Origin of the sequence: Campylobacter sp. RM16704 (assembly GCF_000816245.1) — a bacterium.
GTDB lineage: Bacteria > Campylobacterota > Campylobacteria > Campylobacterales > Campylobacteraceae > Campylobacter_D.
Map to the genome: position 1 here is coordinate 1,300,206 of NZ_CP007769.1, position 25,150 is coordinate 1,325,355.

At 28.3% G+C, this 25,150-nt stretch carries 30 protein-coding genes and 1 pseudogene; 21 read left to right on the plus strand and 10 right to left on the minus strand.

Annotated elements, in window-relative coordinates; genetic code table 11:
- Position 1 precedes the first annotated feature (1 nt).
- The 3 genes from pseF to CAQ16704_RS06615 are packed head-to-tail and all read left to right on the plus strand — an operon-like array spanning position 2 to position 1,640.
- The gene (gene pseF, locus CAQ16704_RS06605) at positions 2 to 703 is read left to right on the plus strand and encodes a pseudaminic acid cytidylyltransferase (protein ID WP_039667762.1); all 702 of its coding nucleotides are present in this window, start codon (positions 2 to 4) and stop codon (positions 701 to 703) included.
- Positions 694 to 978, plus strand: coding sequence for a hypothetical protein (locus tag CAQ16704_RS06610; protein ID WP_039667439.1), 285 nt, complete (start codon positions 694 to 696; stop codon positions 976 to 978). The genes pseF and CAQ16704_RS06610 overlap by 10 nt, the downstream gene beginning before the upstream one ends.
- Positions 969 to 1,640, plus strand: a complete 672-nt coding sequence (locus tag CAQ16704_RS06615; RefSeq protein ID WP_039667440.1) for a WbqC family protein — start codon at positions 969 to 971, stop codon at positions 1,638 to 1,640. The genes CAQ16704_RS06610 and CAQ16704_RS06615 overlap by 10 nt, the downstream gene beginning before the upstream one ends.
- Here CAQ16704_RS06615 and CAQ16704_RS06620 read toward each other — a convergent pair whose 3' ends face one another.
- Entirely contained in the window at positions 1,641 to 2,303 is a 663-nt protein-coding gene (locus CAQ16704_RS06620; protein ID WP_039667441.1) for a class I SAM-dependent methyltransferase, read from the minus strand. It lies immediately after the preceding gene.
- A 69-nt stretch (positions 2,304 to 2,372) separates the two neighbouring features.
- Between CAQ16704_RS06620 and pseG the strand changes: the two genes are divergently transcribed.
- From pseG to CAQ16704_RS06665, 9 genes are read left to right on the plus strand one after another with little or no spacing between them, the layout of a single operon-like run.
- A complete protein-coding gene (gene pseG / locus CAQ16704_RS06625) occupies positions 2,373 to 3,200 on the plus strand; it encodes a UDP-2,4-diacetamido-2,4,6-trideoxy-beta-L-altropyranose hydrolase (protein ID WP_039667442.1) in 828 nt (275 codons plus the stop codon).
- Positions 3,197 to 3,655, plus strand: a complete 459-nt coding sequence (gene pseH / locus CAQ16704_RS06630; protein WP_039667443.1) for a UDP-4-amino-4,6-dideoxy-N-acetyl-beta-L-altrosamine N-acetyltransferase — start codon at positions 3,197 to 3,199, stop codon at positions 3,653 to 3,655. Before pseG ends, pseH (CAQ16704_RS06630) begins: the two co-directional genes overlap by 4 nt.
- Before the next feature lie 30 nt (positions 3,656 to 3,685).
- Positions 3,686 to 4,372: a methionyl-tRNA formyltransferase gene (locus CAQ16704_RS06635; protein WP_039667444.1), complete on the plus strand. Its 687-nt coding sequence runs from the start codon at positions 3,686 to 3,688 to the stop codon at positions 4,370 to 4,372.
- Positions 4,362 to 5,030, plus strand: a complete 669-nt coding sequence (locus tag CAQ16704_RS06640; protein WP_039667445.1) for a PIG-L deacetylase family protein — start codon at positions 4,362 to 4,364, stop codon at positions 5,028 to 5,030. Before CAQ16704_RS06635 ends, CAQ16704_RS06640 begins: the two co-directional genes overlap by 11 nt.
- Positions 5,027 to 5,485 carry a UDP-4-amino-4,6-dideoxy-N-acetyl-beta-L-altrosamine N-acetyltransferase gene (gene pseH, locus CAQ16704_RS06645; RefSeq protein ID WP_039667446.1) on the plus strand — a complete coding sequence of 153 codons (459 nt, stop codon included), beginning with the start codon at positions 5,027 to 5,029 and terminating at the stop codon, positions 5,483 to 5,485. The genes CAQ16704_RS06640 and pseH (CAQ16704_RS06645) overlap by 4 nt, the downstream gene beginning before the upstream one ends.
- Before the next feature lie 49 nt (positions 5,486 to 5,534).
- Positions 5,535 to 6,155 carry a formyl transferase gene (locus CAQ16704_RS06650; protein WP_039667447.1) on the plus strand — a complete coding sequence of 207 codons (621 nt, stop codon included), beginning with the start codon at positions 5,535 to 5,537 and terminating at the stop codon, positions 6,153 to 6,155.
- A gap of 33 nt (positions 6,156 to 6,188) precedes the next feature.
- Positions 6,189 to 6,785: a class I SAM-dependent methyltransferase gene (locus CAQ16704_RS06655; protein ID WP_039667448.1), complete on the plus strand. Its 597-nt coding sequence runs from the start codon at positions 6,189 to 6,191 to the stop codon at positions 6,783 to 6,785.
- A gap of 6 nt (positions 6,786 to 6,791) precedes the next feature.
- Positions 6,792 to 7,550 (plus strand): hypothetical protein, encoded by a 759-nt coding sequence (locus CAQ16704_RS06660; RefSeq protein ID WP_039667449.1) that lies wholly within the window; start codon positions 6,792 to 6,794, stop codon positions 7,548 to 7,550.
- A 10-nt stretch (positions 7,551 to 7,560) separates the two neighbouring features.
- Positions 7,561 to 8,340 carry a sulfite exporter TauE/SafE family protein gene (locus CAQ16704_RS06665; RefSeq protein ID WP_039667450.1) on the plus strand — a complete coding sequence of 260 codons (780 nt, stop codon included), beginning with the start codon at positions 7,561 to 7,563 and terminating at the stop codon, positions 8,338 to 8,340.
- Here the strand turns inward: CAQ16704_RS06665 and flhB are convergent.
- The 4 genes and pseudogenes from flhB to CAQ16704_RS06680 all read right to left on the minus strand — a co-directional run bounded on the left by flhB (position 8,332) and on the right by CAQ16704_RS06680 (position 12,384).
- A complete protein-coding gene (gene flhB / locus CAQ16704_RS06670; RefSeq protein ID WP_039667451.1) occupies positions 8,332 to 9,408 on the minus strand; it encodes a flagellar biosynthesis protein FlhB in 1,077 nt (358 codons plus the stop codon). The two genes, CAQ16704_RS06665 and flhB, sit on opposite strands and share 9 nt — an antisense overlap.
- A gap of 85 nt (positions 9,409 to 9,493) precedes the next feature.
- A complete protein-coding gene (locus tag CAQ16704_RS08635; protein WP_442856713.1) occupies positions 9,494 to 10,456 on the minus strand; it encodes a methyl-accepting chemotaxis protein in 963 nt (320 codons plus the stop codon).
- 360 nt (positions 10,457 to 10,816) lie between these two features.
- Positions 10,817 to 11,473, minus strand: a pseudogene (locus CAQ16704_RS08640) (PDC sensor domain-containing protein); the annotation flags it as partial.
- 314 nt (positions 11,474 to 11,787) lie between these two features.
- Positions 11,788 to 12,384, minus strand: coding sequence for a peroxiredoxin (locus CAQ16704_RS06680; RefSeq protein WP_039667453.1), 597 nt, complete (start codon positions 12,382 to 12,384; stop codon positions 11,788 to 11,790).
- A 184-nt stretch (positions 12,385 to 12,568) separates the two neighbouring features.
- On the opposite strand from CAQ16704_RS06680, the gene CAQ16704_RS06685 reads away from it, so the two are divergent.
- The 6 genes from CAQ16704_RS06685 to CAQ16704_RS06710 all read left to right on the plus strand — a co-directional run bounded on the left by CAQ16704_RS06685 (position 12,569) and on the right by CAQ16704_RS06710 (position 15,900).
- The gene (locus CAQ16704_RS06685; protein ID WP_039667454.1) at positions 12,569 to 12,853 is read left to right on the plus strand and encodes a ferredoxin, 4Fe-4S; all 285 of its coding nucleotides are present in this window, start codon (positions 12,569 to 12,571) and stop codon (positions 12,851 to 12,853) included.
- Positions 12,854 to 13,005: 152 nt separating this feature from the next.
- On the plus strand, positions 13,006 to 13,419 hold the full coding sequence (gene ndk, locus CAQ16704_RS06690) for a nucleoside-diphosphate kinase (RefSeq protein ID WP_039667455.1): 414 nt from the start codon (positions 13,006 to 13,008) through the stop codon (positions 13,417 to 13,419).
- Positions 13,419 to 13,784, plus strand: a complete 366-nt coding sequence (locus CAQ16704_RS06695; protein WP_039667456.1) for a hypothetical protein — start codon at positions 13,419 to 13,421, stop codon at positions 13,782 to 13,784. The genes ndk and CAQ16704_RS06695 overlap by 1 nt, the downstream gene beginning before the upstream one ends.
- Before the next feature lie 3 nt (positions 13,785 to 13,787).
- Positions 13,788 to 13,934 (plus strand): 50S ribosomal protein L32, encoded by a 147-nt coding sequence (gene rpmF, locus CAQ16704_RS06700; protein WP_039667457.1) that lies wholly within the window; start codon positions 13,788 to 13,790, stop codon positions 13,932 to 13,934.
- Positions 13,935 to 13,940: 6 nt separating this feature from the next.
- Complete coding sequence (gene plsX / locus CAQ16704_RS06705; RefSeq protein ID WP_039667458.1) at positions 13,941 to 14,930, plus strand: phosphate acyltransferase PlsX; 990 nt, start codon at positions 13,941 to 13,943, stop codon at positions 14,928 to 14,930.
- On the plus strand, positions 14,917 to 15,900 hold the full coding sequence (locus CAQ16704_RS06710; RefSeq protein ID WP_039667459.1) for a beta-ketoacyl-ACP synthase III: 984 nt from the start codon (positions 14,917 to 14,919) through the stop codon (positions 15,898 to 15,900). The genes plsX and CAQ16704_RS06710 overlap by 14 nt, the downstream gene beginning before the upstream one ends.
- Positions 15,901 to 15,909: 9 nt before the next feature.
- Here CAQ16704_RS06710 and motB read toward each other — a convergent pair whose 3' ends face one another.
- Genes motB through polA form a run of 3 tightly spaced genes read right to left on the minus strand, consistent with a single transcriptional unit; the run spans position 15,910 to position 20,085 of the window.
- Positions 15,910 to 16,650: a flagellar motor protein MotB gene (motB, locus tag CAQ16704_RS06715; protein ID WP_039667460.1), complete on the minus strand. Its 741-nt coding sequence runs from the start codon at positions 16,648 to 16,650 to the stop codon at positions 15,910 to 15,912.
- Between the two features lie 9 nt (positions 16,651 to 16,659).
- Positions 16,660 to 17,433: a flagellar motor stator protein MotA gene (motA, locus tag CAQ16704_RS06720; protein WP_039667461.1), complete on the minus strand. Its 774-nt coding sequence runs from the start codon at positions 17,431 to 17,433 to the stop codon at positions 16,660 to 16,662.
- A 12-nt stretch (positions 17,434 to 17,445) separates the two neighbouring features.
- The gene (polA, locus tag CAQ16704_RS06725; RefSeq protein WP_039667462.1) at positions 17,446 to 20,085 is read right to left on the minus strand and encodes a DNA polymerase I; all 2,640 of its coding nucleotides are present in this window, start codon (positions 20,083 to 20,085) and stop codon (positions 17,446 to 17,448) included.
- 128 nt (positions 20,086 to 20,213) lie between these two features.
- On the opposite strand from polA, the gene CAQ16704_RS06730 reads away from it, so the two are divergent.
- Complete coding sequence (locus CAQ16704_RS06730; RefSeq protein ID WP_039667463.1) at positions 20,214 to 21,569, plus strand: MFS transporter; 1,356 nt, start codon at positions 20,214 to 20,216, stop codon at positions 21,567 to 21,569.
- On the plus strand, positions 21,569 to 22,573 hold the full coding sequence (locus CAQ16704_RS06735) for an inosine-uridine preferring nucleoside hydrolase family protein (RefSeq protein WP_039667763.1): 1,005 nt from the start codon (positions 21,569 to 21,571) through the stop codon (positions 22,571 to 22,573). Before CAQ16704_RS06730 ends, CAQ16704_RS06735 begins: the two co-directional genes overlap by 1 nt.
- On the opposite strand, the gene CAQ16704_RS06740 is transcribed toward CAQ16704_RS06735, so the two are convergent.
- Together CAQ16704_RS06740 and CAQ16704_RS08040 are read right to left on the minus strand one after the other, a co-directional pair.
- Positions 22,529 to 22,972: a YqaA family protein gene (locus tag CAQ16704_RS06740; protein WP_039667464.1), complete on the minus strand. Its 444-nt coding sequence runs from the start codon at positions 22,970 to 22,972 to the stop codon at positions 22,529 to 22,531. The genes CAQ16704_RS06735 and CAQ16704_RS06740 overlap by 45 nt on opposite strands.
- 13 nt (positions 22,973 to 22,985) lie before the next feature.
- On the minus strand, positions 22,986 to 23,561 hold the full coding sequence (locus CAQ16704_RS08040; protein WP_082020062.1) for a lysozyme inhibitor LprI family protein: 576 nt from the start codon (positions 23,559 to 23,561) through the stop codon (positions 22,986 to 22,988).
- A gap of 351 nt (positions 23,562 to 23,912) precedes the next feature.
- Between CAQ16704_RS08040 and trpB the strand changes: the two genes are divergently transcribed.
- The gene (gene trpB / locus CAQ16704_RS06750) at positions 23,913 to 25,091 is read left to right on the plus strand and encodes a tryptophan synthase subunit beta (RefSeq protein ID WP_039667465.1); all 1,179 of its coding nucleotides are present in this window, start codon (positions 23,913 to 23,915) and stop codon (positions 25,089 to 25,091) included.
- Positions 25,092 to 25,150: the final 59 nt, after the last annotated feature.

The following is a 25,150-nucleotide window of genomic DNA, read 5'->3' on the forward strand; positions in this document are numbered from 1 at the left end:
TATAAAAAATCTTTGTATTATCCCTGCACGCGGTGGTTCTAAACGCATTCCTAGAAAAAATATAATAGATTTTTTAGGAAAGCCTTTGATATCTTATAGTATAGAAAGTGCTTTAAATTCAGGTATTTTTGATGATGTAATCATCTCAAGTGATGATGATGAAATTATCGAAGTAGCATTAAAGTATGGTGCAAAAGCTCCTTTTGTACGCAAAAAAGAATTAAGTGATGATTATGCAAGTTCCACCGCTGTAATCCAAGATGCTATCACTACCTTAGAAAAACAAGGTAAAATCTATGAAAATGTGTGTTGTCTGTATGCAACTGCTCCACTTATAGATGAGTTTATCTTGCAAAAAGCCTTTAAACAATTTAACCAAGAAGAGTGTAAATTTTTATTTTCAGCTTGTGAGTTTGAATACCCCATACAAAGAGGATTTTATCTAGATGAGCAAAATAAAGTTTATATGTTTGATGAGTCAAATTATGATAAACGCTCACAAGACTTAACCAAAGCTTATCATGATGGTGGTGCATTTTATTTTGGTAAAAAAGAAGCATGGCTAAACGAAAACTTTATGTTTAAGCCTCACTCTAAAGCTTTTTTACTTCCTAGAAATAAAATTTGTGATATTGATACCTTTGATGATTTAGAATTTGCTAAAATGCTGTATCAATTTCACAAAGGCGATAAATGTTTATAAGCAAAATCAAAGGTTTTAAGTATCCTGATATGGAGCTTGTAAGATGGTTTTTTAAAAACAAACTTAATACTTTAAAAAATGTAAAAGTTTTGGAATTTTATTTTTATGATATAAATATACTAAGATTTAAAAAACACAAATATATTTTAATACCTAAAATCACAAAGTATATAAATAATTTTAAAAAATTCATTAAAAAAATCAAAACAAAATATTTCAACAATGGTAGGGGGGGGTATATGGGTACCATTAAAAGGGTTAATATATGCAAATAGCCATTATGCAACCTACTTTTTTACCCTGGATGGGATATTTTCAAATGATAAACCAAGTAGATTATTTTATTTTATTAAATGATGTTCAATTTGAAAAACAATCATGGCAAAGCAGAAATAAAATCAAATCTCAAAATAATGAACTTTTTATAACTTTACATGTAAAAAAGTGCCCTTTAAAAAGTAAAATACAAGATATTGAACTGATTAAAAATCAAAAATTCAGAATAAAAATACTAAAGACACTAAAACAAAATTACAATAAAAGTATTAATTTTCAAAAATACTATCCTTTAATAGAAAATATTTTATTAAATTCGACAAATTTATGTCAAACAAATATCGAACTTATTCAATTATTTCTAAAAATATTAAAAATTAATACTCCATTATATAAATCTTCAGAACTTAATTTAACCCCAAAATCAAAAGATTTATATATTATTGATATTTGTAAATATTTTAATGCTACATCATATCTTTGTGCTAATGGCTCTAAAGCGTATATGAATATGAAATTATATAACGAGCAAGGAATAAAAATTCAGTTTTTTAATTATGACCATCCTATTTATCATCAAACAGGAAAAAATTTTATTTCCCATCTTAGCATTGTCGATCTAGTTTTTAATGAACCAAATCCTCATCTCTTTTTTCAATAGTTATTTTTCTAAATATACTAAATAATCATCATCGGCATATAAATCATTTTCATGGGAAATACGCATAGAATTTATAGTTATTTTTTCAAATTCTGAAAACATATAATATAATTCTTTTTTATTAAAAAAAGTTATTCGCATACCATTTTCCTTAAATCCTGATCTTGTCTCATATTTTTCATTAATAACTACCTCGTTATTATTAACATAAATACCATTTAAGTATCTATAATCTTCTAAAGATCTTAAAACAATAAAAGCCTTAGCATTTTTTTTCAAAATACGATATATTTCCTTAATTGATTGCTCAATTGTACTTTTTGGACTATAATACAAGACTCCATAACAAATAAGTCCGTCAAAAAAACTATCTTCATAAGGAAGTTGTTCAATACTTGAAACATTTAATTTAACATTATAATCTTTAATTATATGGTGACATATTTCGATGCTTTTTTCTGAATAATCACATCCATAAGCATCAAAACCATTTTCAGCCAAAAATTTTAAATGCCTACCCGCACCGCAACCTAAGTCCAAAATTTTAATATTTTTATTTATTTTAAAATTCTTTAAAATAAAAGTTACAACCTCATTATGAGGATATTTAGGATGATGACGATTATCATCATATAATTGTTCCCATTTGTTTTTATTATTCATTTTTTTCCTTTTTTTAAACATAAATTATAGTATAATTCATAAAAGTAACTAATTTAAAAACAAAGTATAATGAAAAAAGTTTTAATAAGAAGTGATAGCTCTAGTATTATAGGACATGGACATATCAAAAGAGATCTTTTGTTGGCTAAACAATATCAAGATGTTTCTTTTGCATGCTTACCACTAGAAGGCTCATTAATAGATGAAATTCCTTATCCTGTATATGAATTAGCAAGTGCTAGTGTGTATGAGTTAATTAATCTTATTAAAAAAGAAAAATTTGACCTTTTAATCATCGATCATTATGAAATCACAGCTGATGATGAAAAACTTATTAAACTTGAAACTGGGGTTAAAATTCTAAGCTTTGATGATGAGATTAAAGAACATTTTTGTGATATTTTACTTAATGTTAATGCATATGCAAAAGAAAGTGATTATGAAAGCTTAGTGCCAAAATACTGCGAAATTAGATGCGGCTTTTCTTATGCATTAATACGTGATGAATTTTATGAAGAAAGCAAAATAAAGCGAGAAAAAATCTATGATTATTTCATTTGTATAGGTGGAAGTGATCAAAAAAATCTTTCTTTTGATATAGCAAATAAACTTAATAGAGATAAAATCATTATTATAGCTACCACAAAGGCAAATCCTCATCTAAAATCACTACAAAAATTAAGTGAAAGAAATCCTAATATACAAATTCTTATAGATCAACCCAATCTTGCTAGATTAATGAATGAAAGTAAAAAGCTCATCATTAGTGCAAGCTCATTAGTAAATGAAGCTTTAATTTTAAAAGCCAATTTTAAAGCTATAGCCTATGCTAAAAATCAAGAAAAATTAGCTATTTGGCTTGCTAAAAAAGGTTATGAGGTAAAAAATTTAATATGATTTTTTTAAAAGATTTTATTTATTTATCACAAGATGAAATTAAATTGATTTTCAAATGGCGTAATAATGAAAATATTGCCAAATTTATGAAAACACAAAATATCAATTTAAAAGAACACTTAAATTTCTTATCCACATTAAAAACAGATGATACTAAAAAATATTTTTTAGTTTATAATGATAAAGATACCATCGGTGTAATTGATTTTATAAACATTACTGAAACTTCATGTGAATTTGGGCTTTATGGCATTAAAAAAGGAGTTGGAGATTTATTGATGGAAGAAATAAAAAACTATGCTTTTAATATCTTAAAAGTTCAAGTTTTAAACGCTTGTGTTTTTAAAGAAAATACAAAAGCTTTAAATTTATATTTAAAACATGATTTTACTATATATAGTGAAAATGATAAATTTTTCTTTGTTTGCTTAAATAGTAATGGGGGGGGGGTATAGCCTAATTTTCATTTTTTTAAAGGTTGCAATATGAATGTAATCATTGCAACACACAAAAAACATGATATACAAAATTCATATTTATTAAAACAAAATTTCCAAAATATAACATTCCATTTAATCACACAAAAATCACAATTAAATATTGGTTTTGTTGAAAAAATTAATCCTAAATATATATTTTTTTCTCATTGGTCATTTTTTATACCAAAAAATATTTACAATAATTACGAATGTATAGTTTTCCATCTTGGTAATTTACCATTTGGAAGAGGTGGTTCTCCTTTACAAAATTTAATCATACGCGGTATATACGAAAGTAAAATTTGTGCATTAAGAGTTAATGAAATTTTAGATGGTGGAGATATTTACCTGCGTTATAAAGTTAAATTTAGCAAATTAAAAGCTCAGACAATATATGAAAAAATTTCAAAAATTATATATACAAAAATGATCCCAAATATTCTAACTTCCAATATCTGTCCTAAAAAGCAAAAAGGCAAAGTGGTTGTTTTTAAAAGAAGAACTCCACAAGAAAGCAATATAAATACTTTAAAAAAAATAAATATTACCAAAATATATGATTTTATAAGAATGCTTGATGCTAAAGATTATCCAAAGGCTTTTTTACAAATTCAAAATATAAAAATTGAATTTTCAAACGCAAAATTAAAAAACAATACAATACAAGCAAAGGTAGAAATTTATGAAAAATAAAATATTAATTATAGCAGCTCATCCAGACGATGAAGTATTAGGATGCTTTGGTGCTGTTAGCAAGATGATAAAACAAGGATATGAAGCCTATACTCTCATTCTTGGAGAAGGAAAGACAAGTAGAAATGAAGAAAATATTGAAAATCAAAAAAGTATTTTTGAAAACGAACTTATTATGGCAAATAATATTATAGGTGTTAAAAAAGTTTTTAGAGAATATTTTCCTGATAATAGTTTTGATAAAGTTGCTTTACTCAAAATAGTTAAAGCCATTGAAAATATAAAAAATGAAATTAAACCTAACATTATTTTTACTCATTATGAAAATGATTTAAATATAGATCATCAAATAACTTACCAAGCGACAATTACTGCAACAAGATCTTTGCCAGATGAAAGTGTTAAAGAAATTTATAGCTTTGAGATTCTTTCTAGCACAGAATGGAAATATCCGCTAAGTTTTAGTCCCGATGTTTTTTATGATATAAGTGATACATTAAATTTAAAATTAAAGGCTATGTCTTGTTATAAATCTGAACTTAAAGATTTTCCGCATCCAAGAAGTTTAGAAGGTATAGAGCTTAATGCAAAATATAATGGAATGAGAGTTGGATTAAAATATGCTGAAGCATTTAAAAGTATAAAAGTTATAAGATGATTGTTTATAAAGATTTTGTAAATTTAAACCATAAAGAATGCAAAGAAATTTTAAAAATTAGAAATAGTAAAAATATAGCTAAATTTATGAAAAATCCTTACATAAACTATGAAGAACATTTAAATTTTATACAAAAATTAAAAAATACTGCTACTAAAAAATATTTTTTAATATACAAAGAAAATAAAAAACTTGGAGTGATATATTTTACAAATATTAATAAAAATTCTTGTGAATTTGGGCTTTATGGCATTAAAAAAGGAGTTGGAGATTTATTGATGGAAGAAATAAAAAACTATGCTTTTAATATCTTAAAAGTTCAAGTTTTAAACGCTTGTGTTTTTAAAGAAAATACAAAAGCTTTAAATTTATATTTAAAACATGATTTTACTATATATAGTGAAAATGATAAATTTTTCTTTGTTTGCTTAAATAGTAATGGGGGGGGGGTATAGTTTATCGTTTTCACATATGCAACCCAACCTTCTTTAAAAAGGTTGTATAATGAAAATCGCTTTACTTACCTCGCCAAATCAATGGTTTGTACCTTATGTTAAAAAATTACAAAAACTAATTTCTAATTCGACAATATTTTATGAATATGAGCAAATAAAAAATTATGATATAGTATTTATACTTTCCTATCATAAAATTATCTCAAAAAAATTTTTACAGTCTAATAAACACAATATAGTCATACACGCTTCAAACCTACCTCAAGGAAAAGGTTGGGCTCCGCTGTTTCATCAAATTATAGAAGGTAAAAATAAAATCGTTTTTACTTTATTTGAAGCAAGCGAAAAAACAGATAGTGGAGATATATATTTACAAAAAACACTATTATTAGATGGTCTGGAACTTTATGATGAGCTAAGAACAAAACAAGCAAATTTCACAATAAAACTTTGTCTTGAATTTATAAACTCCTTTTCAAAAATTCTTAAAAAACCTCAAAAAGGGAAAGAAAGTTTTTATCCAAAAAGAACTTTCAAAGATCATGAACTTGATATAAACAAAACCATAGATGAACAATTTAACCTTTTAAGAATATCAAGTAATGAAGAATTTCCAGCATTTTTCTATAAAAATGGTAAAAAATTTATAATTAAAATTTATTCTGAATAATTAGATATAATTAAGCAAAAAAAGGAATAATAAATGAATAAAAAAGATATTTGGGAAAATATATATAAAGAACGTTCAAGATGTATTTTATACCCTAGTGAAAATTTTGTTGGTTTTTTTTATAGAACTTTTATAAAAGAAAAAAAAGAAAATATTAGCATACTTGAATTAGGTTGTGGCTGGGGAAATAATTTGAATTTTCTACGACAAGAAGGATATAACCCTACTGGGATAGATTTTTCTCAAGAGGCTGTTGATTATCTAAAAAAACAAAATTACGATGTTCATTGTAACAACATTTCACAAATAGATGTAAATAAATATCAGTCTAAATTTGATCTAATTTATGCTTGTGGAGTTTTAGAATGTAATAATATACCAGATATTGAAAAAACACTACTTTTTTGCTACAAAGCTTTAAAAGAAAATGGAAAAATTTATATTCTTAGCACAAATAATGATTTTTACGATAAAGACTTAGTACCTACACCGATAACAAAAGAATTGTTCTTATCAATTATAAAAAAATACGATATTAATTTCAAAAATATACAGATTGATTATTTAACAAAAACTTTATATAATCAAGAAAAAACTATAAAATTAATAGAAATAACATGTTCTAAATAGTCAAAAATGAATAATAAAAATATTTTTTTTAAAAATTTACATAATATAGAATTTGTTTTTTTTAAGAATTGTTATACCACATGTAATGGTTATTGTTGCAAAAATTTTCATTCTACTAATTTTAATTTTTTAAATCAAGAAGAGGTTATCATACCACTATTAGAATCAGAATTTCAAGCTTTAAATAGTATTCAAAAAAAATCTTTTTTAAATTTTAAAGAAAAAATTTTTACTCTGCAAAATGGAAAAAAAATAAAAATATATTTTCTTAAATGCTCTTCTAAGGGGTTATGTTTTCCTCACTATTGCAGACCACTACTTTGTAAAATCTATCCATATTTTCCAATTGTAGATTTTGAGGGAAATTTTTTAGGTGTTCGAGAATGTGCATTTTTAGATTTATTTTACAAAAATGATACCAATCATCCTTGTACTTTAATTAACCAACACAAACAACAGCTAATTGAAGAATTTGAAAAATCCACAACAATACTCAGACAAGAACCTATTATGATTTTTGTTTTTATGGTTCTAAAATGTCTAGATGAAGCATTGGTGCTACACTTTAGCAAAAAATTTCAAAATAAAATCTATTTAGATAAATTAAATTTAGAAGAAAAAAAACTTTTTTTTAAAATTTATGAACACAATGCTTTAACTTTTGAAGCATGGAAAACACAAGAATTTTCAAATAAAGTCGTTCATATATACAATAAATTAGAACAAAAATATGGTGAAGAATTTACCCAGTATTTTTTTGACTAAGGTTTAAAATATGGATTTGACATTACTTCCCTATATGATTATAGGGGTTTTTTCAGGTATAGCTTCGGGAGTTTTTGGTATAGGTGGTGGTATGATTATTGTTCCTTTTATGCTTACTCTAGGGCTTAGCTCTCATCATGCTGTTGCAATTTCAGTAGTACAAATGATCTTTGCTTCTATTTTTGGTTCATATTTAAACTACAAAAAGAAAAATTTAATCTTAAAAGATGGTTTTATCATAGGTTTTGGTGGCTTTTTAGGTGCAATGTTTAGCGGAGTTTTACTTTCGTATTTTTCAGATATAACCTTAACAGGCATTTTTTTATGTGTAAGCATTATTTTCTTCTTAAAATTTGCCTTTAATCAGAAAAGCACCATTAGCAATATTAATCATTCTAGTGCCTTAAAAAATTCTATTTTATTAATTTGTGGTGTATTTACAGGAATTTTTGCCATATCTTTAGGAATTGGCGGGGGACTTTTAATCACACCTATTTTGGTATATTTTTTAGGCTATGATACCAAAAAAGTAGTACCACTTAGCTTATTTTTTGTAATATTTGCTTCAATTTCAGGGATTAGTTCTTTTGTATATAATGACATTATTGATAAAGAAGTGTTACAAAATGGAAGCTTAGTAGGACTTAGCTCTATGCTAGGGGTTTATCTTGGCATCAAAATTATGGAAAAACTTAATCTTAAATCCCATCGTATAGCACTTTTAGGAATTTACACTCTTTCTATAAGTATGACTATTATTAGTTTAATTAAAAAGCTAAATTTATTTTAACCTATCAGCAAATTTTTGTCGATTAGAAGTATAAACAAAACTTAAAACTTCCGCTACTGCTTTAAAAAGTTCTGGTGGGATAAGATCATTTACCTCGCAAGATTTGTAAAGCTCTCTTGCTAAAGGAGGATTTTCATAAATCATAACATTATACTCATATGCCATATCTTTGATACGCAAAGCTAAAAAATCTACCCCCTTAGCTAATACTTTAGGTGCTGATTCTTTAGAACTATCATAACGCAAAGCAACTGCATAATGAGTAGGGTTAGTTATTACTACATCAGCACTTGCAACATCTTGTACCATTCTACGCCTTGCTGCTTCCATTTGCAAACGACGAATTCGTCCTTTTACCAAAGGATCTCCTTCGCTTTGTTTATATTCATCTTTAATTTCTTGCTTACTCATACGCAAATTTTTAAAATACTGATATCTTACTAAAAGTATATCCAAAAGACCTATAATCAAAAAAGCTATAATAACAACAGCAGCCAAGATTATAGCTTTATCTCTAAGCCACAAAAGTTGTGGATAAATCGTATAAAGTTCTACTCTAGGAAGCTCTTTCATAAACTGCAACAAAAAAACAAAAGCAATACCAAAGACAATACCTACTTTAAATGTAATTTTTATTGCTTCAATGATTTTTTTCAAAGAAAAAAGATTTTTCAGTCCATTTATAGGATTAATTTTATTGAAATTTGGAGTGATTGGTTTGGTAGTAAAAATAAACCCAAATTGCATTAAATTTCCAAGTACACCTGCCACCATAATTGTTAAGGTAATAGGTAAAACCATAATAAACATTTCTATCATAGTTTTAATAATAATTTTTTGTAAAATTTTTAAGTCAAGCTCAATACCTATAAAGCTTTGATAATATCTATACAAACCACTAATTCTCTCTCCTATAAAAGGTAACATAAACAAAACCGCAACTACAGCTACAACAAGCACAGCTACTGCAGATGCATCTTGACTTTTTGGAACATTTCCCTCTTTGCGTGCATCTTCTATTTTTTTGGACGTGGGTTCTTCTGTTTTTTCTTGATCATCAGCAGCCATAAAAAAACCTTGTAAAAAATTAAAACAAGATTATAACATTTAAATCCAAGTATCTACAAATTTAAACACTTGGATTTTTACTTAACTAAAACTTCTTCTTCCTAGCATCTTCTAAGATATCATTAGCAATTTGATTTACATTCTCAGATATTGCAGCACTATCTTTTGCTATTTTTAAGTTTTCTTGGGTTACATGATCAATTTGAGCTACAGCATCATTTATTTGAGTAATACCTGTAGTTTGTTCTTTAATACTTTCACCCATTTCATTAATAGATTGAACTAAGATATTAGTATTAGCTTCTATTTCACCTAATGATTTTTGAGTTCTTTCAGCTAGATTTCTTACTTCATCAGCAACAACAGCAAAGCCACGTCCGTGCTCACCTGCACGAGCAGCTTCAATAGCAGCATTTAATGCAAGTAGATTGATTTGATCAGCAATATCTCCTATGATAGAAGTAACATTTTTAATCTCTTCACTTTGAGCTATAACTTCACTAGTTTTATGAGATACATTTTGCATAGAAGAAGTAATTTCTTCTAAAGCAGCAGCTGTTTCTTCTAAAGAAGAAGCTTGGCTAGATGAAGAATCAGTTAAGTTCTTAACAGCATTTTGTAATTTACCACTCTCATCAGCTAATAAAGAAGCAAATTCAGATGATTGTTTTAACATATCAATGATTTCTTTACCTAGGGTATTAGTTGTTACTTCAACACCACCTTTAGCATTTTTAACTTCAGTGGTAAAGTCTAACGCTTTATAGCTATCAAATACTCTATTAATTTCATTCATATTAGAACCAACTTTTGCTTCTAATACATTAAGCATTTCATTTAAAACATTTTTTAATTCTATTAATTGAGGATTAGCTGGAACTGCTGTAATTCTTGCTGTGAAATTACCACTTTCTATTTCTTTAGCAGTTTCTACTGATTGTTCTACTGCTTTAGAATCTTGTTCTAATGCATTTTTAGTTTTAGTGATGTTTTCATTGATGGCTTTAGCCATAGCACCAAGTTCATCATTGGTATTTACATTAATCATAGCTGAATCTTTGGTTTTATGATTGATAAAATCAAAGAAAGAGTTAAGACCGGTTTGGATTGTTTGGAGTGGAGATAGGTAGTAAGAAATAATAAAATACAATAAAATAATACTAGCTATACTGGTAAAAATTACAATAGTTGTTTGAATATATGCTATTTTTAGCACTGGTGCTTCAATAACTTCTATATTTTCTCCAGCACAAGTTGTATAACTACCAATTTTTACACAGATACCGAATTTATCTTTTCCATCTTGAGTTGTATAGTTAAAAATATTATAATCTCCTACTTTTTCAAAAGCCTTTGCAATTGTAACAATATCTGGATTTTGCTCTTCACTTATCAAAGATTTATCAGTTGATGCAAATACCGTATATGCGTGATCAAATACAAAGGTTCTTCCTGGTAATTCACCAAATCTATTTTGTAAATCTTCTACCAAAATATCAATAGCCAATATACCAATAAATTTATCGTCTTTAACCAAAGGCATAGAATAAGTAAAACATGGCAAACCAGTTGTCACATCAATATAAGCAGCGGTTATATGCAAACCATTTCTTTTTCTAGCTTCAATATAAAATTCTCTTGTTGTTGCATCATAATCATCCGCTTTGCCATAAATTCCATAATCTAATCCTTTACTATCACTATCAGGATCACTTACTATTAATTCTCCGTTTGGCTGAGCTATATAAACTGCTAAATAATTATTTATATCTCTATAAGTTTTAAGAATTTTTCCTGTATTTTCCATAAGTTTTTCTGGTGAATTTAGCTCACTATAAGGAATTTTCATAATAGCTTCAGAAAGTTTTTTTAAAGCTTTTGTGTTAAAATTTTGGAAATCTCTCATTGAACTTTCTGCAGTTTTAACATAATTAATCTCTGCATTAACTACTTCATAATTTAATGCTTTTTTTGTAAAAATAAAACTCATAATGCCGAGTATTATAAGACATACAATAGCTATGATATTTGCAATTAACGAAATTTTTAATTTAATACTTTTCATCGAAAAATCCTTTTGTATTTTTTGTATAAATTTTGTAAATATTAAAAATACTAAATTACTTATAAAATAAATTTATTGATTAAATTTTTCATATTTTCTCCTTTGATATTTTTAAACATAAATTAGATGAGAAATTTTACAAAAATAAAAAAACGAAAAAGATAAGGATTATAAATATAAATTTAATATAAAGTATAATTTAGAAATCAATATTAAAAACAATATTTTAGTAGTATTAAAAAAGATTCTAAATTTAGTAAAATACTATAATTTAGAATCTATATTATAACAATTATAAAAAAGCTAAAAAAATTTTATAATTTATTTTCATTTTTACTTAAATAATCAGCAACACCTTTAGGATCTGCTTTCATACCTTCATCACCTTTATTCCATCCTGCTGGACAAACTTCACCATATTCATTTGTAAACAACATAGTATCCACCATTCTAAGCATCTCATCAATATTTCTTCCAAGTGGTAAGTCATTTATAACAGCATGACGAATTGTTCCATCAGCATCCAATAAGAAAGAACCTCTTAAAGCAACCGCTTCTTCAAACAAAACATCAAAATTTCTAGCAATTTGTTTTGTTAAATCAGCCACTAAAGGAAATTTAACTTGACCTATACCACCTTGATTAACTGGCATATTTTTCCATGCAAAATGAGAAAATTCATTATCGCAAGATACACCTATTACTTCTATACCTCTTTCTTTAAAATCTTGATATCTTTTATCAAAAGCTATAATTTCAGATGGACAAACAAAAGTGAAATCTTTTGGGTAGAAAAACACTACTGCACCTTTTGGCCCTATATTTTTATAAAGGTTAAAATCTCCAACTATTTCATTATTTCCTAATACAGCTGGTGCTGTAAAATCAGTAGCTTTTTTAGTTACTATCATTTTTATCTCCTAAATAATAAATTTTATTTATAACGAAATAATATCATTTGTAAATTTAAAAATTTATTAATTGTGTAAAATTATCCAAGATTTGATTTTATTATCAAAATTAAAAGTTTTTAAGAATAAAATTAAGACAATTTTGATAATCTTATATCTGATAACATTAATGTAAGGAGAAAAAATGGCAGTTAAAATTACTGATATTTGTATAGCCTGTGGCTCTTGTATAGATGAATGTCCGGTAAATGCAATTGTAGATGATGCAAACAATCCAGAGGGTGAAGATAGATATTATGTATATGCTGATAAATGTGTAGAATGTGTTGGACATAATGATCAACCAGCTTGTGCTAGTGCTTGTCCGACTGATGGTTGTATTGTATGGAGTGATATTGTGAGCGGTCAACCAAGTCGTGATAATATTGGAAGCAATTTAAGAGATGGCTCAACTCCAGTATTTGCATAAAATAAACATAAGTGTCTTTTGATATTTTAAAGTAAAAGACACTTCAATTCTTCAAAATCACAAAAATTTATATAATTTTAATACATTTATTGATATAATTAGAGCTTTTATACAAACAAAAATCATAACTTAAGTATAATAAAGGGGATATTTTGGAAAAAACACTTTCTATTATTAAACCTGATGCAGTAAAAAAAGGTGTAATTGGTCAAATATTATCACGCTTTGAAAACAATGGCTTAAGAATAGCAGCAACAAAAAAAATTCAACTTTCTCAAAAAGAAGCTCAAGAATTTTATGCTATTCATAAGGACAGACCTTTTTTTAAAGATTTAGTTGAATTTATGATTAGTGGACCGGTTGTAGTTTCTGTTTTAGAGGGCGAAAATGCTGTATTAAAAAATAGAGAATTAATGGGTGCTACTAATCCAAAAGAAGCAGCGCCTGGTACTATTAGAGCAGATTTTGCAGATAGTATTGATGCAAATGCAGTTCATGGAAGTGATAGCTTAGAAAATGCAAAAATTGAAATAGAATTTTTCTTTTCAAAAACTGAAATTTTATAATGAGAATTCCATTTGCAAAACTCAGCTCTGTTGCTTATCCTTTTAAATTGGATCTTGATAATATCCTTTTTGAAGGAAGTATAGAAAAGGTTAATCCAAAACTAGCTAAAATAAAAGCTAATTTTAAAGGCTTTACTTATAGAAATTGCGACCGCTGTGGCGATGAAATGGAGCTTGAGATTAATCAAAAAGTAGAGCTTTTTGCAAGTGATGGAATTTTCAAAGATAAGAATAACATATTAAGTGATACTATGGAATTTTTTGATTACCATATAGACTTAATAGAACTTGCTTCAAGTGAGTTGCAATCTTACTTGAGTGATTATTTTTATTGTAATAAATGTTTAAACCAATCAAAGGAGTAAAAAATGGCAGTACCTAAGAGAAGAGTTAGTAAAACTCGTGCGGCTAAACGTAGAACTCATTATAAAGTTACTCTACCTATGCCTGTTAAAGACAAAGATGGTAGCTACAAAATGCCTCATCGTATTAATCCAACAACTAAGGAATATTAAAAAACAATGATTAACATTGCTATTGATGCAATGGGTGGAGATTTTGGGGAAAAACCTATCATAGATGGTGTAATTCAAGCTTTAAAAGAAAAAAAATTTAAAGCTGTCTTGGTAGGAGATCCTCAAAAATTAAAAACGTTAATCCCACGGGATTTAAGTCCATATGTAGAATATGAAGAAGCTTATGATGTGTTTGCTATGGATGAAAATTCCACCGATGCATTAAAAAGAAAAGATAGTACTATTTATAAGGCTATAGATTTAGTAAGAAATCAAAAAGCAAAAGCTGTTGTTTCTGCGGGACATAGTGGTGCTACTATGAGCTTGGCTACTTTGAGACTTGGAAGACTAGCTAATATTGCTAGACCTGCAATTGCAACTTTAATGCCAAATATTAATTCTAGAACTTTAGTGTTAGATGTTGGAGCAAATGTTGATTGTAAAAGTGAGCATTTATTTCAATTTGCCATTATGGGCGAAGCTTATGCTAAAGAAATTCTAAAGATTTCTAAGCCTAGAGTTGCATTACTTTCCAATGGAGAAGAAGAATGTAAAGGCAACGAACTTACCAAAGAAACTCATCAATTATTAAAGCAACTTCCAAATTTTATTGGAAATGCTGAAGGTAGAGATATTTTTAATGGTACAATAGATGTATTAGTATGTGATGGATTCAATGGGAATATTTTACTTAAAACCGGTGAAGGTGTTGCAAGTGTCATTACAAAACTTTTAAAGCAAGAAATTCAAAAGTCTTTCTTAGCAAAACTTGGTTATCTTTTGGCAAAACCAGCTTTTGATGAATTAAAAACACATATTGACTATGAAGAATATGGTGGAGCCCCTCTATTAGGTGTTAAAGAATGTGTAATTATCAGCCATGGTAAAAGCGGTCCTAAAGCAATCAAAAATGCTATTTTTCAAGCATTAAATTTTACCCAATCAAATATCAACTTAACCATAGAAAAAGAACTTTTAAATTATGAAATCATTTAAAGCTTCTTTAAAAAGTATAGCTTCTTATATTCCTGAAAAAATTCTAAGTAATTTTGATTTAGAAAAAATGGTTCAAACCGACAATGAATGGATACTAAGAAGAACAGGAATTCAAGAAAGACGTATTGCAGGTAAAGATGAAAATACGAGTGATCTTGGAACAAAAGCGGCAGTTAAAGCCATCCAAAGAGCCGATTTAGCACCACAAGATATTGATGCAATTATAGTTGCAACTTTAAGCCCTGATTATTTTACTATGCCTTCAACTGCATGTAAAATTGCCTATAATTTGGGTTTAAAAAATATTACCGCATTCGATATTTCAGCTGCATGTTCAGGTTTTATTTATCTATTAGAAATTGCAAAATCTATGGTTGAAAGTGGCATTAAAAAAAATGTATTGATAATAGGGACTGAAAAAATAAGTTCTATTATAGATTATACTGATAGAAGTATGTGTGTCTTATTTGGAGATGGTGCAGGAGCAGGTGTTGTTTCTTTGGATAACAATTTTCCTATTTTAGATACTCATACAGCAAGTGATGGTGAATTTGGTGATTTATTAATGACACAAAGATCTCAAAAAAGTAGTATTTGCAGTCCCCTTTCTATGCAAATGAAAGGCAATGAAGTTTTCAAAATTGCCGTGAATACTTTAAGTAATGATGTGATTAATATTTTAGCTAAAAATAATATCAACGCAAATGATATTGATCTTTTTATACCTCATCAAGCCAATCTAAGAATTATTAAAGCCGTTCAAGAAAAATTAAATTTTAAAGATGAACAATGTATAGTTACAGTACATAAATATGGAAACACTTCAGCTGCTTCTATACCCATGGCTATGAATGATGCTTATGAAGATGGTCGTTTAAAACAAGGTTCTTTAATATTACTAGATGCCTTCGGTGGAGGTTTTACTTGGGGTTCAGCACTTCTTCGTTTTGGTGGAAAAAATAACAAATAAATTAAAAACTTATTTGTTATTTAAATTTCCTATTTGATCCAATACGGATTTTTTGGTTTGATTATCTGAAGAATCCACACGAATATAAAATTCTACCCTGTTATTCATTTCATCTTCTTTATTATTAGTCAAATTAAAATTATTGCCGAAACTTACCACTATAAGTTGAGATGGATTAATTCCTCTAGCAATTAAATAATCAGCTACAACTTGAGCTCTTTTACTTGCTAAATCAAAATTTCTTTTTGGATCATTGTCGCTATTATCGGTGTAACCTCTAAGTTCTATTTGTGCTTGGGCTGGCATTCTTTTTAATACTTCACTAATACGTTTTAAAAAATCTTGCACATCAGCTGAATCAATTTGCGTACTACCCCTGGCAAATTCAACCCTAGCTGGTAAATTTAAGATTATGTTGTTTTCTCTTTGATCTAGTGCTGCTTTTAATTTTTCAATATTTTCCTGTTGAGTTATACTTAATTTTTTAAGCTTTTCTAATTCTTCTATATTAGCATTAGATGGAGCACTATATCTATTGTGTATCTCACTTTCTTTTTCTAATGGATTAGAAGCTGTAAATTCAAATATTTTGATAAATTCTGTTTTTAAAGCTTCTGTTTTAGCAGGATTACTCTCAGAAATAGCCCAAAGGGCTATAAAAAGCGCCAAAAGTAAACTTAAAAAATCCGCATAAGGCACTGCCCATCTTTCACCAGCAGGACATTCTGGACATTTATGTTTTTTAGCCATTTTTTACTCTTACTTATCAAATTGAGAAATTCTAGGTTCACCCTGGCCAAGATAATTAAACAATTTAGCCTCCAAATCTCTTGGGTTAGCCCCTTCTGCTATACTTACAATAGCATGAGAGATAACTATTCTTTCTTTAACTAACTCGTGTGCATTAGCTTTTATCTTATGCCCCCAAGGACCAAATAAAGCATAAGACCCAAAAATTCCAGTAACCGTAGCAGTAAAAGCACCCGCAATACCTGCTGCCATAGCTTGAGGATCATCAAGAAGTTGCAAAGCAAGCATAAGCCCCATAACCGCTCCAACAAGTCCCATTGTAGGACAAGTTTCACCAAAACGAATCCAATATTCTGCGGTTTCTTTATAATATTCTTCCATTTCTTCTATTTGGATTTCCATACTCTCTTTAATTTCTTCTACGCTTTTACCATCAACCATCATCATCATGGTTTCTTTTAAAAACTCATTATCAATCTCATTAGTTTTTGATTCTAAAGCCAAAAGTCCATCTCTTCTTGCTATAATAGAGTATTCTACGAGTTCAGCTATTCTTTGGCTTAAATTTACTCCAGCACCTTTAAATGCAAGTTTTAATTCCTTGTATGCGGCTTTCACAAATTTTTTATGTGTTGCAGTCATTGCACAAAAAGCTGAGGTTGGAACCACAATCAAAAATGAACTAAAATGCAAAACATGCAAAGGATTACCACCCTCTAAAATATCTCCTACAGAAATACTAGTAACAGCTAACACTATCCCAAGTATGGTTGAAAGATCCATTAATTATTCTCCTTATTTTAATGCGCCCCAATTTTTGGCAATACTCGATGAAGTTTTTAATTTTACATTTAATTTTACAATATTTTCCATAATATCACTAGCTTTTTTCGTAAAATTTTCACAAAATTCATCTTTAACTTCAAAGACAAGCTCATCATGAATTTGTAAAATTAAACGCTTATTATCATCTAAATTTTTTGCAATTTCTAGCATTGCAAGTTTTATTATATCGGCAGCTGAGCCTTGAAGTGTAGAATTTATACTTTCTCTTTCATACATTGCAACTTGCATAGGTTTTGCATTCTCAAAATCAAAATAACGCTTACGACCTAATAAAGTCTTTATAAAACCATTTTGTTTAGCTTCGTTTTTTACTTTTTCAAAATAAACTTTTATGCTTGTAAAATTTTCAAAATACTTTTCTATATATTCTTTAGCTAATTTTGCCTCTATTTTTAAATTTTGACTTAAAGTTTTATAACCCATACCATAAATAAGTCCAAAGTTTATACTTTTAGCTATACTTCTTGTATTATAATCACTCTGTCCAAAAATCATTATAGCTGTTTTTGCGTGAATATCTTCATTATTAGAAAACGCTTCCAATAATTTTTCGTCTTCACTAAAATGCGCAAGCATTCTAAGTTCAATTTGAGAATAATCAAGCGAGATAAAACTAAATCCTTCTTTAGCTATAAAACATGATTTATAATCTTTCGCATATTGTCCATGTGCAGGGATATTTTGCAAATTTGGATCTTTTGATGAAAGGCGTCCGGTAGCTGTACCAGTTTGTAAAAAGCTTGAATAAATTCTTGAGTTTTCATCTTTTTTAGCTAATTTTAACAAAGGTTCACAATAAGTAGAAACTAATTTTGCAAGCTCTCTATAAGCTAAAATTTCTTTCACGATCGGATGATTATCTAAAATAACATTTAAAACCTTTTCATCAGTAGAATAACCTGTTTTACTTTTTTTACCACTTGGTAGCTTTAATTTTTCAAATAAAACATCCCCTACTTGTTTAGGAGAGTTAATATTAAATTTTTCACCCGCTAAATCATATATTTTTTCACTTAGTATTTTAATGTCTTGGCTAAAACTTTGCATCAAGCTTTCAAGTTTTTGAGTATCAAGCTTGATACCATTACCCTCCATCATCATAAGTACTTTTATAAATTCAAATTCACTTTTTTGCGCAAGCTCAAATAAAGGCTTTTCTAAATTTTTTAAAAAATACAAATAAAATCTTAAAGTGATATAAGCATCCTCGGCTGCATATTTACAAGCTTTTTCTACATCCACTCCTGCAAAACTTTCTCCTTTTTTTACTAAATCTTCAAAATGCAAAGTCTCATAATCAAATAATCTTTTTGCCAAATCATCCATATTTACACGCAAACTTGGCTCTTTAAGCCATGCAAGTATCATAGTATCAGCATAGTTTTTTGGAGGAAGTAAATTGAAATTGTTTTTTATAATCTCAAAATCATATTTAAGATTATGACCTATAACCGTGCTTTGATAGATTTTTTCTATACCCTTTTTAGCCACTTGCATAGAAATTTGCTTACAAACTCCTAAATAATCATGCGCAAGTGGTACATAAAAAGCTTCACTTTCATGAAAACAAAAGCTAAATCCTACTATTTTTGCTTCTTTAGTATTTAAACCTGTAGTTTCTGTGTCAAAAGCAACGATGCTTTGATTATCAATTTTTTCTAAAATTTCAAATAATTCTTTTTCATCTAAAATTAATCTTGCATTAAATCCTAAATTTTTATCTTTATTAGTAGGGTTAGTGCGTAGTTTTTTTAACAAAGCGTTTAATTCATAATGCTCTAAAATATCCATAATCTTAAGCAAAGGTTCATCTTTAGGATACTCACAATTTAAAAGCATATCTTTTACATCTAAATTTTCATATAATGAAGCAAGTTTTTTACTTAAAAAGGCATTTTCTTTGCTTTCAAGTAATAAATTACGATTTCTTTCGTTACGCACTAGTGCTAAGTTTTCATAAATTCCCTCAATACTTTCAAATTCATCAAGTAAATTTTTAGCACCCTTAGCACCTATTCCTTTTACCCCTGGGATATTATCTGAACTATCTCCACAAAGTGCCAAAAAGTCTCTTATTTGGCTAGGTTTTACCCCATATTTTTCCAAGCACCCTGCTTCATTATAATCATTTTTTGAAATAGGACTATAAATACTAACTTTATCATCTTTTATAAGTTGATATAAATCTTTATCTTGAGTGATAATTCTTATAAAAATTTCTTTATCTTCACACTCTTTTACCAAAGATGCGATAATATCATCTGCTTCATACCCTTCACAAGAAAAGCTTGAAAAGCCCATTTTTTCTATCATTTGAATACAAATTGGAATTTGAGTTAATAAATCAGGTGGAGGAGGAGTACGGTTGATTTTATAATTAGGATCAATTTCACTTCTAAAAGTTTTTCCTTTACTATCAAGAGCAAAGATGATCATATCACTAGGATGTTCATTTTTCAAACTATAAATAAAATTAGCAAAACCACTAATCATATTACTAGGCTCACCTTTTGAATTTTTCAAACCCTTTAATGCATAAAAAAGTCTAAAGAAAAAACCAAAAGTATCAATTATTGTTAAAGTTTTCATTATTTTCCTAAAAATTTACATAATCAAATTATCACGCAATTTTATTTAAAAGATGGTAAAAAACCATTAAAATTAAATTTTAATCTTTTTAGATAAAATTCGATTTTAATTTCTAAAACAAAGGGTTAATTTTGCAAACAAAATCAATTGCAGATGAGAATTTTCAAACGCCGCAAGGAAGAAAAGCTTTTAAAAAAGCTGTATTTTCATGTTGGCTAGGAACTGCTATGGAATACGCAGATTTTGCACTTTATGGCTTGGCTGCAGCTACTATTTTTTCGGAAGTTTTCTTTCCTGAGCAAACTCCTGTTATAGCGTTATTGCTTAGTTTTGTTACTTATGGCATAGGTTTTATCGCTAGACCTATTGGGGCTTTATTTTTTGGATATTTAGGAGATAAATACGGAAGAAAAAATGTATTGATGAGTACTATTGCATTAATGGGTATTTCAACTACTTTAATTGGTTTTATACCAAGTTATGCAGTAATTGGAATTTGGGCTCCTATATGTTTGGTTATTTTGCGTTTTATGCAAGGCTTTGGAGCAGGCGCTGAGCTTTCAGGTGGAACTGTCATGCTTGGAGAATACGCTCCTAGCAAACATAGAGGTTTAATCTCTTCTATCATCGCTCTTGGATCAAATAGCGGAACCTTGCTTGCAGCTTTTGTATGGCTTTTAGTTACAAGTATGGATGATGCTAGTTTTAAAGAATGGGGATGGAGAATTCCTTTTATAGGAAGTATCTTCATAGCACTTTTTGCTGTTTATATGCGTTTAAATGTAAAAGAAACTCCTGTTTTTGAAAAACAAAAAGAATTAATGCTAAAAATTCGTCATGAAAATGAAGCACATATGAAAAAAGATGAAAGAACTTTTTGGCAAAAAAGTCGTGCATTTTGGACTATGGTGGGTATAAGAATAGGAGAAAATGGGCCATCTTATCTTGCACAAGGCTTTATAGTAGGCTATGTAACTAAAATTTTACTTCTTGATAAATCAGTAGCCACAACTGCTGTTGTTATCGCTTCTTTAGTGGGATTTTTAGTTATACCTTTAGCAGGATATTTAAGTGATAAATTTGGAAGACGCATTACTTATAGAGTCTTTTGCTTACTTTTAATGCTTTATGCCTTCCCTGCTTTTATGCTACTTGATAGTAAAAATGAAATTATTGTAATTTTAACTATCATCGTGGGTATGTCTTTAGCTTCTTTAGGGATTTTTGGTGTGCAAGCTGCATGGGGCGTGGAGCTTTTTGGGGCAAAAAATCGTTATACTAAAATGGCACTAGCAAAAGAATTTGGCTCTATACTTTCAGGAGGAACTGCTCCTATGATAGCTTCAGCTTTGCTTGCTTATTATGGCACTTGGTGGCCAATAGCCTTGTATTTTGTTATCACTGCAGGAATTGGTTTTATCACAACTTTCTTTGCACCAGAAACTAGAGGCAGGGATTTAAATTTAATAGAAGATGCCATATGATACGCCTTATTTTAGATACTGATATAGGCAATGGCATAGCAGGGGCAAATACTGATGATGGTTTAGCCCTTGGGCTTATTTTAACTTCTAAAGAAATCAAACTTGAAATGATTAGCACTTTAAGTGGTAATGTACAAGCTTTAACCGCTTATAGCGTTGCTAAAGACTTATTAAATAAGCTTAATCTAGACATACCTTTGTATTTAGGTGCTCATGAAGCTTTATATGAAGATAGTCATTTTTGGAGACAAAGACTAGATAAAAGCGTGGAAGAGTTTAAACTTACTCATCTTTGGGATCACATAAAACCTGTAAAAATCTTAGACAACATAAACCCAAATGCTTGTATGAAAATGGGTGAGCTTATTATGCAAAATCCAGGTGAAATTTCAATTTGTGCTATAGGACCTTTAACAAATATAGCTATTACTATGAAACTTTTTAAAGATTTTGATAAAAATGTGAAAGAAATTTTTATTATGGGTGGAAGTTTTGATATGCCTTATCATATCAAAGATACAAATTTTGGCTTTGATCCTGAAGCCGCTAGCATAGTTTTAAACTCAAGAGCTAAAATCACACTTGTTCCTTATAATGCAACAATGCAAACTATGCTCACACATGAAGATTTAAATGCTTTAGAAAATCAAAATCCTCTTTGTGATTTTTTAGTACAAACTTTAAGAGTCTGGATTGATTATGCAAGTAAAACAAGAGGCACAAATGGTACATGGATACATGATGCATTAACTGTTGCTTATATACTTGATCCAAATTTAGCAAGTTTTGATGAGTATTTAGTAGATGTAATTTGTGATAGCACTTTTGCTAGAGGAAGCACGATAAGGTGTTTTAAAGATGCAAAAATGCCTATGAAAAATCATGAGCTAAAAAACACCGTAAAAGTTTTAAAAGATATTGATAATGCTAGACTTTTAAATCTTTTAAAATCAAGACTTTCAAATGGAATTTGCTATGAAAATTACAAAAGCATAACGACTTAACTTACCCAAGGCTATAAATATACTTGCTTTTAAAAAAGAATACCTAGAAAATCCAAGTCCTAGTGCAAAAAGATCTCCTACTATTGGTAAAAAAGTAAAAAAGGCATACAAAGAACCAAATTTTGTAAAGTTTGCATTAATTTTTTCTAATTTTTGCAAAGAGCTTTTAAAATATTTTTCTAAAATTTGACTCTCTCCAAAATAAGCTAAAGCATAGGTACTCAAACTACCCAAAGTATTAGCCAAGCTTGCGACAAATAAAACCATATAATTATTAAAATCTAATTTTACAAAAGCAAGCACAAAAGCTTCACTTGCCATAGGTAAAAGCGTGCTAGAAAGAAAACATACTATAAAAAGCCCTATATAGCTTATATCATTATATAAAAAATCAAGCATATTGGTTTATTTATTACCAATCAACTCCATTTTCAGAAAAAAAATATTTATAAATTTCACCAACACGCTTTTTTACAAAATCAAATTTAGATGCACTAGCTAAATTAGAATACATAGTTCCTCCCCCACTTGCAGTATATACAAAGTATCTATGCTGATCTATATAATTTTCATAGGCATCACGCAATTTAAGCCATGCTCTTTGTTCTTCTAAAAGAGCAGTTTGAGTTTTTTTATCCAATTTATTTTTATATGAGTAGTATTTGTTGAGCAATTTATCATATTGTTTATAACCATAAAAATATGCCAAATTTATCCCTTGGGTAGATGATTCATAATTTTGCAAAAGTTCAACCGCATAATCAATTTTATAGCATTCAAATGTATATTCTTTTAATTTTTCATCCATATCTTGTTTATTTAATTCTTCTAATTTGATTTTTATACTCTCTTGATAATCTTTTTTAACTGCTTCAAATTTTTCTTTAGTTAGCCAATCTATTTCTGTTTCTAATAAATCCATAGAAAAACTAAAATTAAAAAATAAACCACATGTTACAAAAATTAACAACTTTTTCCATTTTTTCATTTTTCATAAGCTCCAATAATTACAAAATCATACCACCGTAATTTCAGTATTATATCATAATACAGTCATATTAAAATTGTTAATTGTTTTATTGTATAATCCAAGGCGTATTTATTTTCTAAAGGAGTTTTTATGTTGTCTTTTTCAGATATGCAGACAGAAAAGATATTTAAGAAATTAAATTATCATATTAAGTCTATAAATTCAAATTCTGCACTCTTTCAGATTCTTTCTTGGCGTTAAGCCTGTCATTTATATTTTAATTATCTTATTTTATTATTTTTTATTATTTAGTTTTTTAGTTGATCAATTTTGATTAAACCTAATATTGATTATTAATTTTAAGGAAAAATCATGAAAAAATATTATGGAAATTTTGGCGGACAATTTGTACCAAATGAGGTAAAAACAGCACTAGATGAAGTAGAAAAAGCTTTTTTAAGACTTAAAAAAGATAAGGAATTTAATACAGAATTAAAAGGACTTTTAACAACTTATGTAGGAAGACCTACTCCTTTATATTATGCCAAAAATTTAAGCCAAATTTATGGTCATGAAATTTATTTAAAAAGAGAAGATTTGACGCATACTGGAGCACATAAAATAAACAATGCCTTAGCTCAAGCTCTAATGGCCAAAAAAATGAATAAGAAAAAAATTATTGCAGAAACTGGAGCAGGACAACATGGACTTGCAACAGCAACAGCAGCTGCACTTTTAGGGCTTGAGTGTGAGATATTCATGGGTGCTATTGATGTAAAAAGACAAGCTTTAAATGTTTATAAAATGGAACTTTTAGGAGCAAAAGTTCATGCAGTAGAAAGCGGAAGTAAAACCTTAAGTGATGCGGTAAATGAAGCCTTAAATTTTTGGGTAAAAAACACCAAAGATATCTTTTATGTTATAGGAAGCGTAGTTGGGCCTTATCCTTATCCACAAATTGTTACGCATTTTCAAAGCATTATAGGAAAAGAGTGTAAAATGCAACTTAAAAAATTAAACAAAAAAGTAGATTATATCATAGCAGCAGCTGGAGGAGGTAGTAATGCTGCTGGAATTTTTCATGCATTTTTAAAAGATAAGAAAGTTAAACTCATAGGTATTGAAGCAGCAGGTTTAGGTAAAGATACACCTTATCATGCAGCCACACTTACCAAAGGAAAAATAGGAATAATTCACGGAATGAAAACTAAAGTTTTACAAGATAACAATGGTAAAATTTCACATACTTTTAGTATTTCTGCTGGACTTGATTATCCTGGAATTGGACCTTTACATGCGTATTTACAAGAAAGTAAAAGAGCAAGTTATCATGCTATTAGTGATGATGAGTGTATCAATGCTTTAAAATTATTATGTAAAGAAGAAGGTATTATACCCGCTATTGAAAGCTCCCATGCACTAGCTTATTTGGAAAAACTTTGTCCTGTTTTAAAGAAAAAAAGCGTAATTGTAATAAATCTTTCAGGTAGAGGTGATAAAGATATGCAAAGTGTTTATGAATACAAAAAAGGCGAAATTTATGGGTAAAATATAACAAAAAAACTCCTTTTATTTTTATGATAATTTAATTATTGTTTTGATATTTT

What these genes read in the sequence shown, in the direction of transcription:
- CAQ16704_RS06620 (WP_039667441.1), bottom strand. Translation starts at nt 2,303, where the DNA reads ATGAATAATAAAAACAAATGGGAACAATTATATGATGATAATCGTCAT.
- polA (WP_039667462.1), bottom strand. Translation starts at nt 20,085, where the DNA reads ATGAAAACTTTAACAATAATTGATACTTTTGGTTTTTTCTTTAGACTT.
- CAQ16704_RS06610 (WP_039667439.1), top strand. Translation starts at nt 694, where the DNA reads ATGTTTATAAGCAAAATCAAAGGTTTTAAGTATCCTGATATGGAGCTT.
- CAQ16704_RS06740 (WP_039667464.1), bottom strand. Translation starts at nt 22,972, where the DNA reads ATGCTTGATTTTTTATATAATGATATAAGCTATATAGGGCTTTTTATA.
- motA (WP_039667461.1), bottom strand. Translation starts at nt 17,433, where the DNA reads ATGGATCTTTCAACCATACTTGGGATAGTGTTAGCTGTTACTAGTATT.
- CAQ16704_RS06660 (WP_039667449.1), top strand. Translation starts at nt 6,792, where the DNA reads ATGAATAATAAAAATATTTTTTTTAAAAATTTACATAATATAGAATTT.
- plsX (WP_039667458.1), top strand. Translation starts at nt 13,941, where the DNA reads ATGATTAACATTGCTATTGATGCAATGGGTGGAGATTTTGGGGAAAAA.
- CAQ16704_RS06640 (WP_039667445.1), top strand. Translation starts at nt 4,362, where the DNA reads ATGAAAAATAAAATATTAATTATAGCAGCTCATCCAGACGATGAAGTA.
- CAQ16704_RS06635 (WP_039667444.1), top strand. Translation starts at nt 3,686, where the DNA reads ATGAATGTAATCATTGCAACACACAAAAAACATGATATACAAAATTCA.
- CAQ16704_RS08635 (WP_442856713.1), bottom strand. Translation starts at nt 10,456, where the DNA reads ATGATTAATGTAAATACCAATGATGAACTTGGTGCTATGGCTAAAGCC.
- rpmF (WP_039667457.1), top strand. Translation starts at nt 13,788, where the DNA reads ATGGCAGTACCTAAGAGAAGAGTTAGTAAAACTCGTGCGGCTAAACGT.
- CAQ16704_RS06685 (WP_039667454.1), top strand. Translation starts at nt 12,569, where the DNA reads ATGGCAGTTAAAATTACTGATATTTGTATAGCCTGTGGCTCTTGTATA.
- CAQ16704_RS06615 (WP_039667440.1), top strand. Translation starts at nt 969, where the DNA reads ATGCAAATAGCCATTATGCAACCTACTTTTTTACCCTGGATGGGATAT.
- pseH (WP_039667443.1), top strand. Translation starts at nt 3,197, where the DNA reads ATGATTTTTTTAAAAGATTTTATTTATTTATCACAAGATGAAATTAAA.
- flhB (WP_039667451.1), bottom strand. Translation starts at nt 9,408, where the DNA reads ATGGCTGCTGATGATCAAGAAAAAACAGAAGAACCCACGTCCAAAAAA.
- CAQ16704_RS06650 (WP_039667447.1), top strand. Translation starts at nt 5,535, where the DNA reads ATGAAAATCGCTTTACTTACCTCGCCAAATCAATGGTTTGTACCTTAT.
- CAQ16704_RS08040 (WP_082020062.1), bottom strand. Translation starts at nt 23,561, where the DNA reads ATGAAAAAATGGAAAAAGTTGTTAATTTTTGTAACATGTGGTTTATTT.
- pseG (WP_039667442.1), top strand. Translation starts at nt 2,373, where the DNA reads ATGAAAAAAGTTTTAATAAGAAGTGATAGCTCTAGTATTATAGGACAT.
- CAQ16704_RS06710 (WP_039667459.1), top strand. Translation starts at nt 14,917, where the DNA reads ATGAAATCATTTAAAGCTTCTTTAAAAAGTATAGCTTCTTATATTCCT.
- motB (WP_039667460.1), bottom strand. Translation starts at nt 16,650, where the DNA reads ATGGCTAAAAAACATAAATGTCCAGAATGTCCTGCTGGTGAAAGATGG.
- CAQ16704_RS06665 (WP_039667450.1), top strand. Translation starts at nt 7,561, where the DNA reads ATGGATTTGACATTACTTCCCTATATGATTATAGGGGTTTTTTCAGGT.
- CAQ16704_RS06680 (WP_039667453.1), bottom strand. Translation starts at nt 12,384, where the DNA reads ATGATAGTAACTAAAAAAGCTACTGATTTTACAGCACCAGCTGTATTA.
- CAQ16704_RS06695 (WP_039667456.1), top strand. Translation starts at nt 13,419, where the DNA reads ATGAGAATTCCATTTGCAAAACTCAGCTCTGTTGCTTATCCTTTTAAA.
- pseH (WP_039667446.1), top strand. Translation starts at nt 5,027, where the DNA reads ATGATTGTTTATAAAGATTTTGTAAATTTAAACCATAAAGAATGCAAA.
- CAQ16704_RS06655 (WP_039667448.1), top strand. Translation starts at nt 6,189, where the DNA reads ATGAATAAAAAAGATATTTGGGAAAATATATATAAAGAACGTTCAAGA.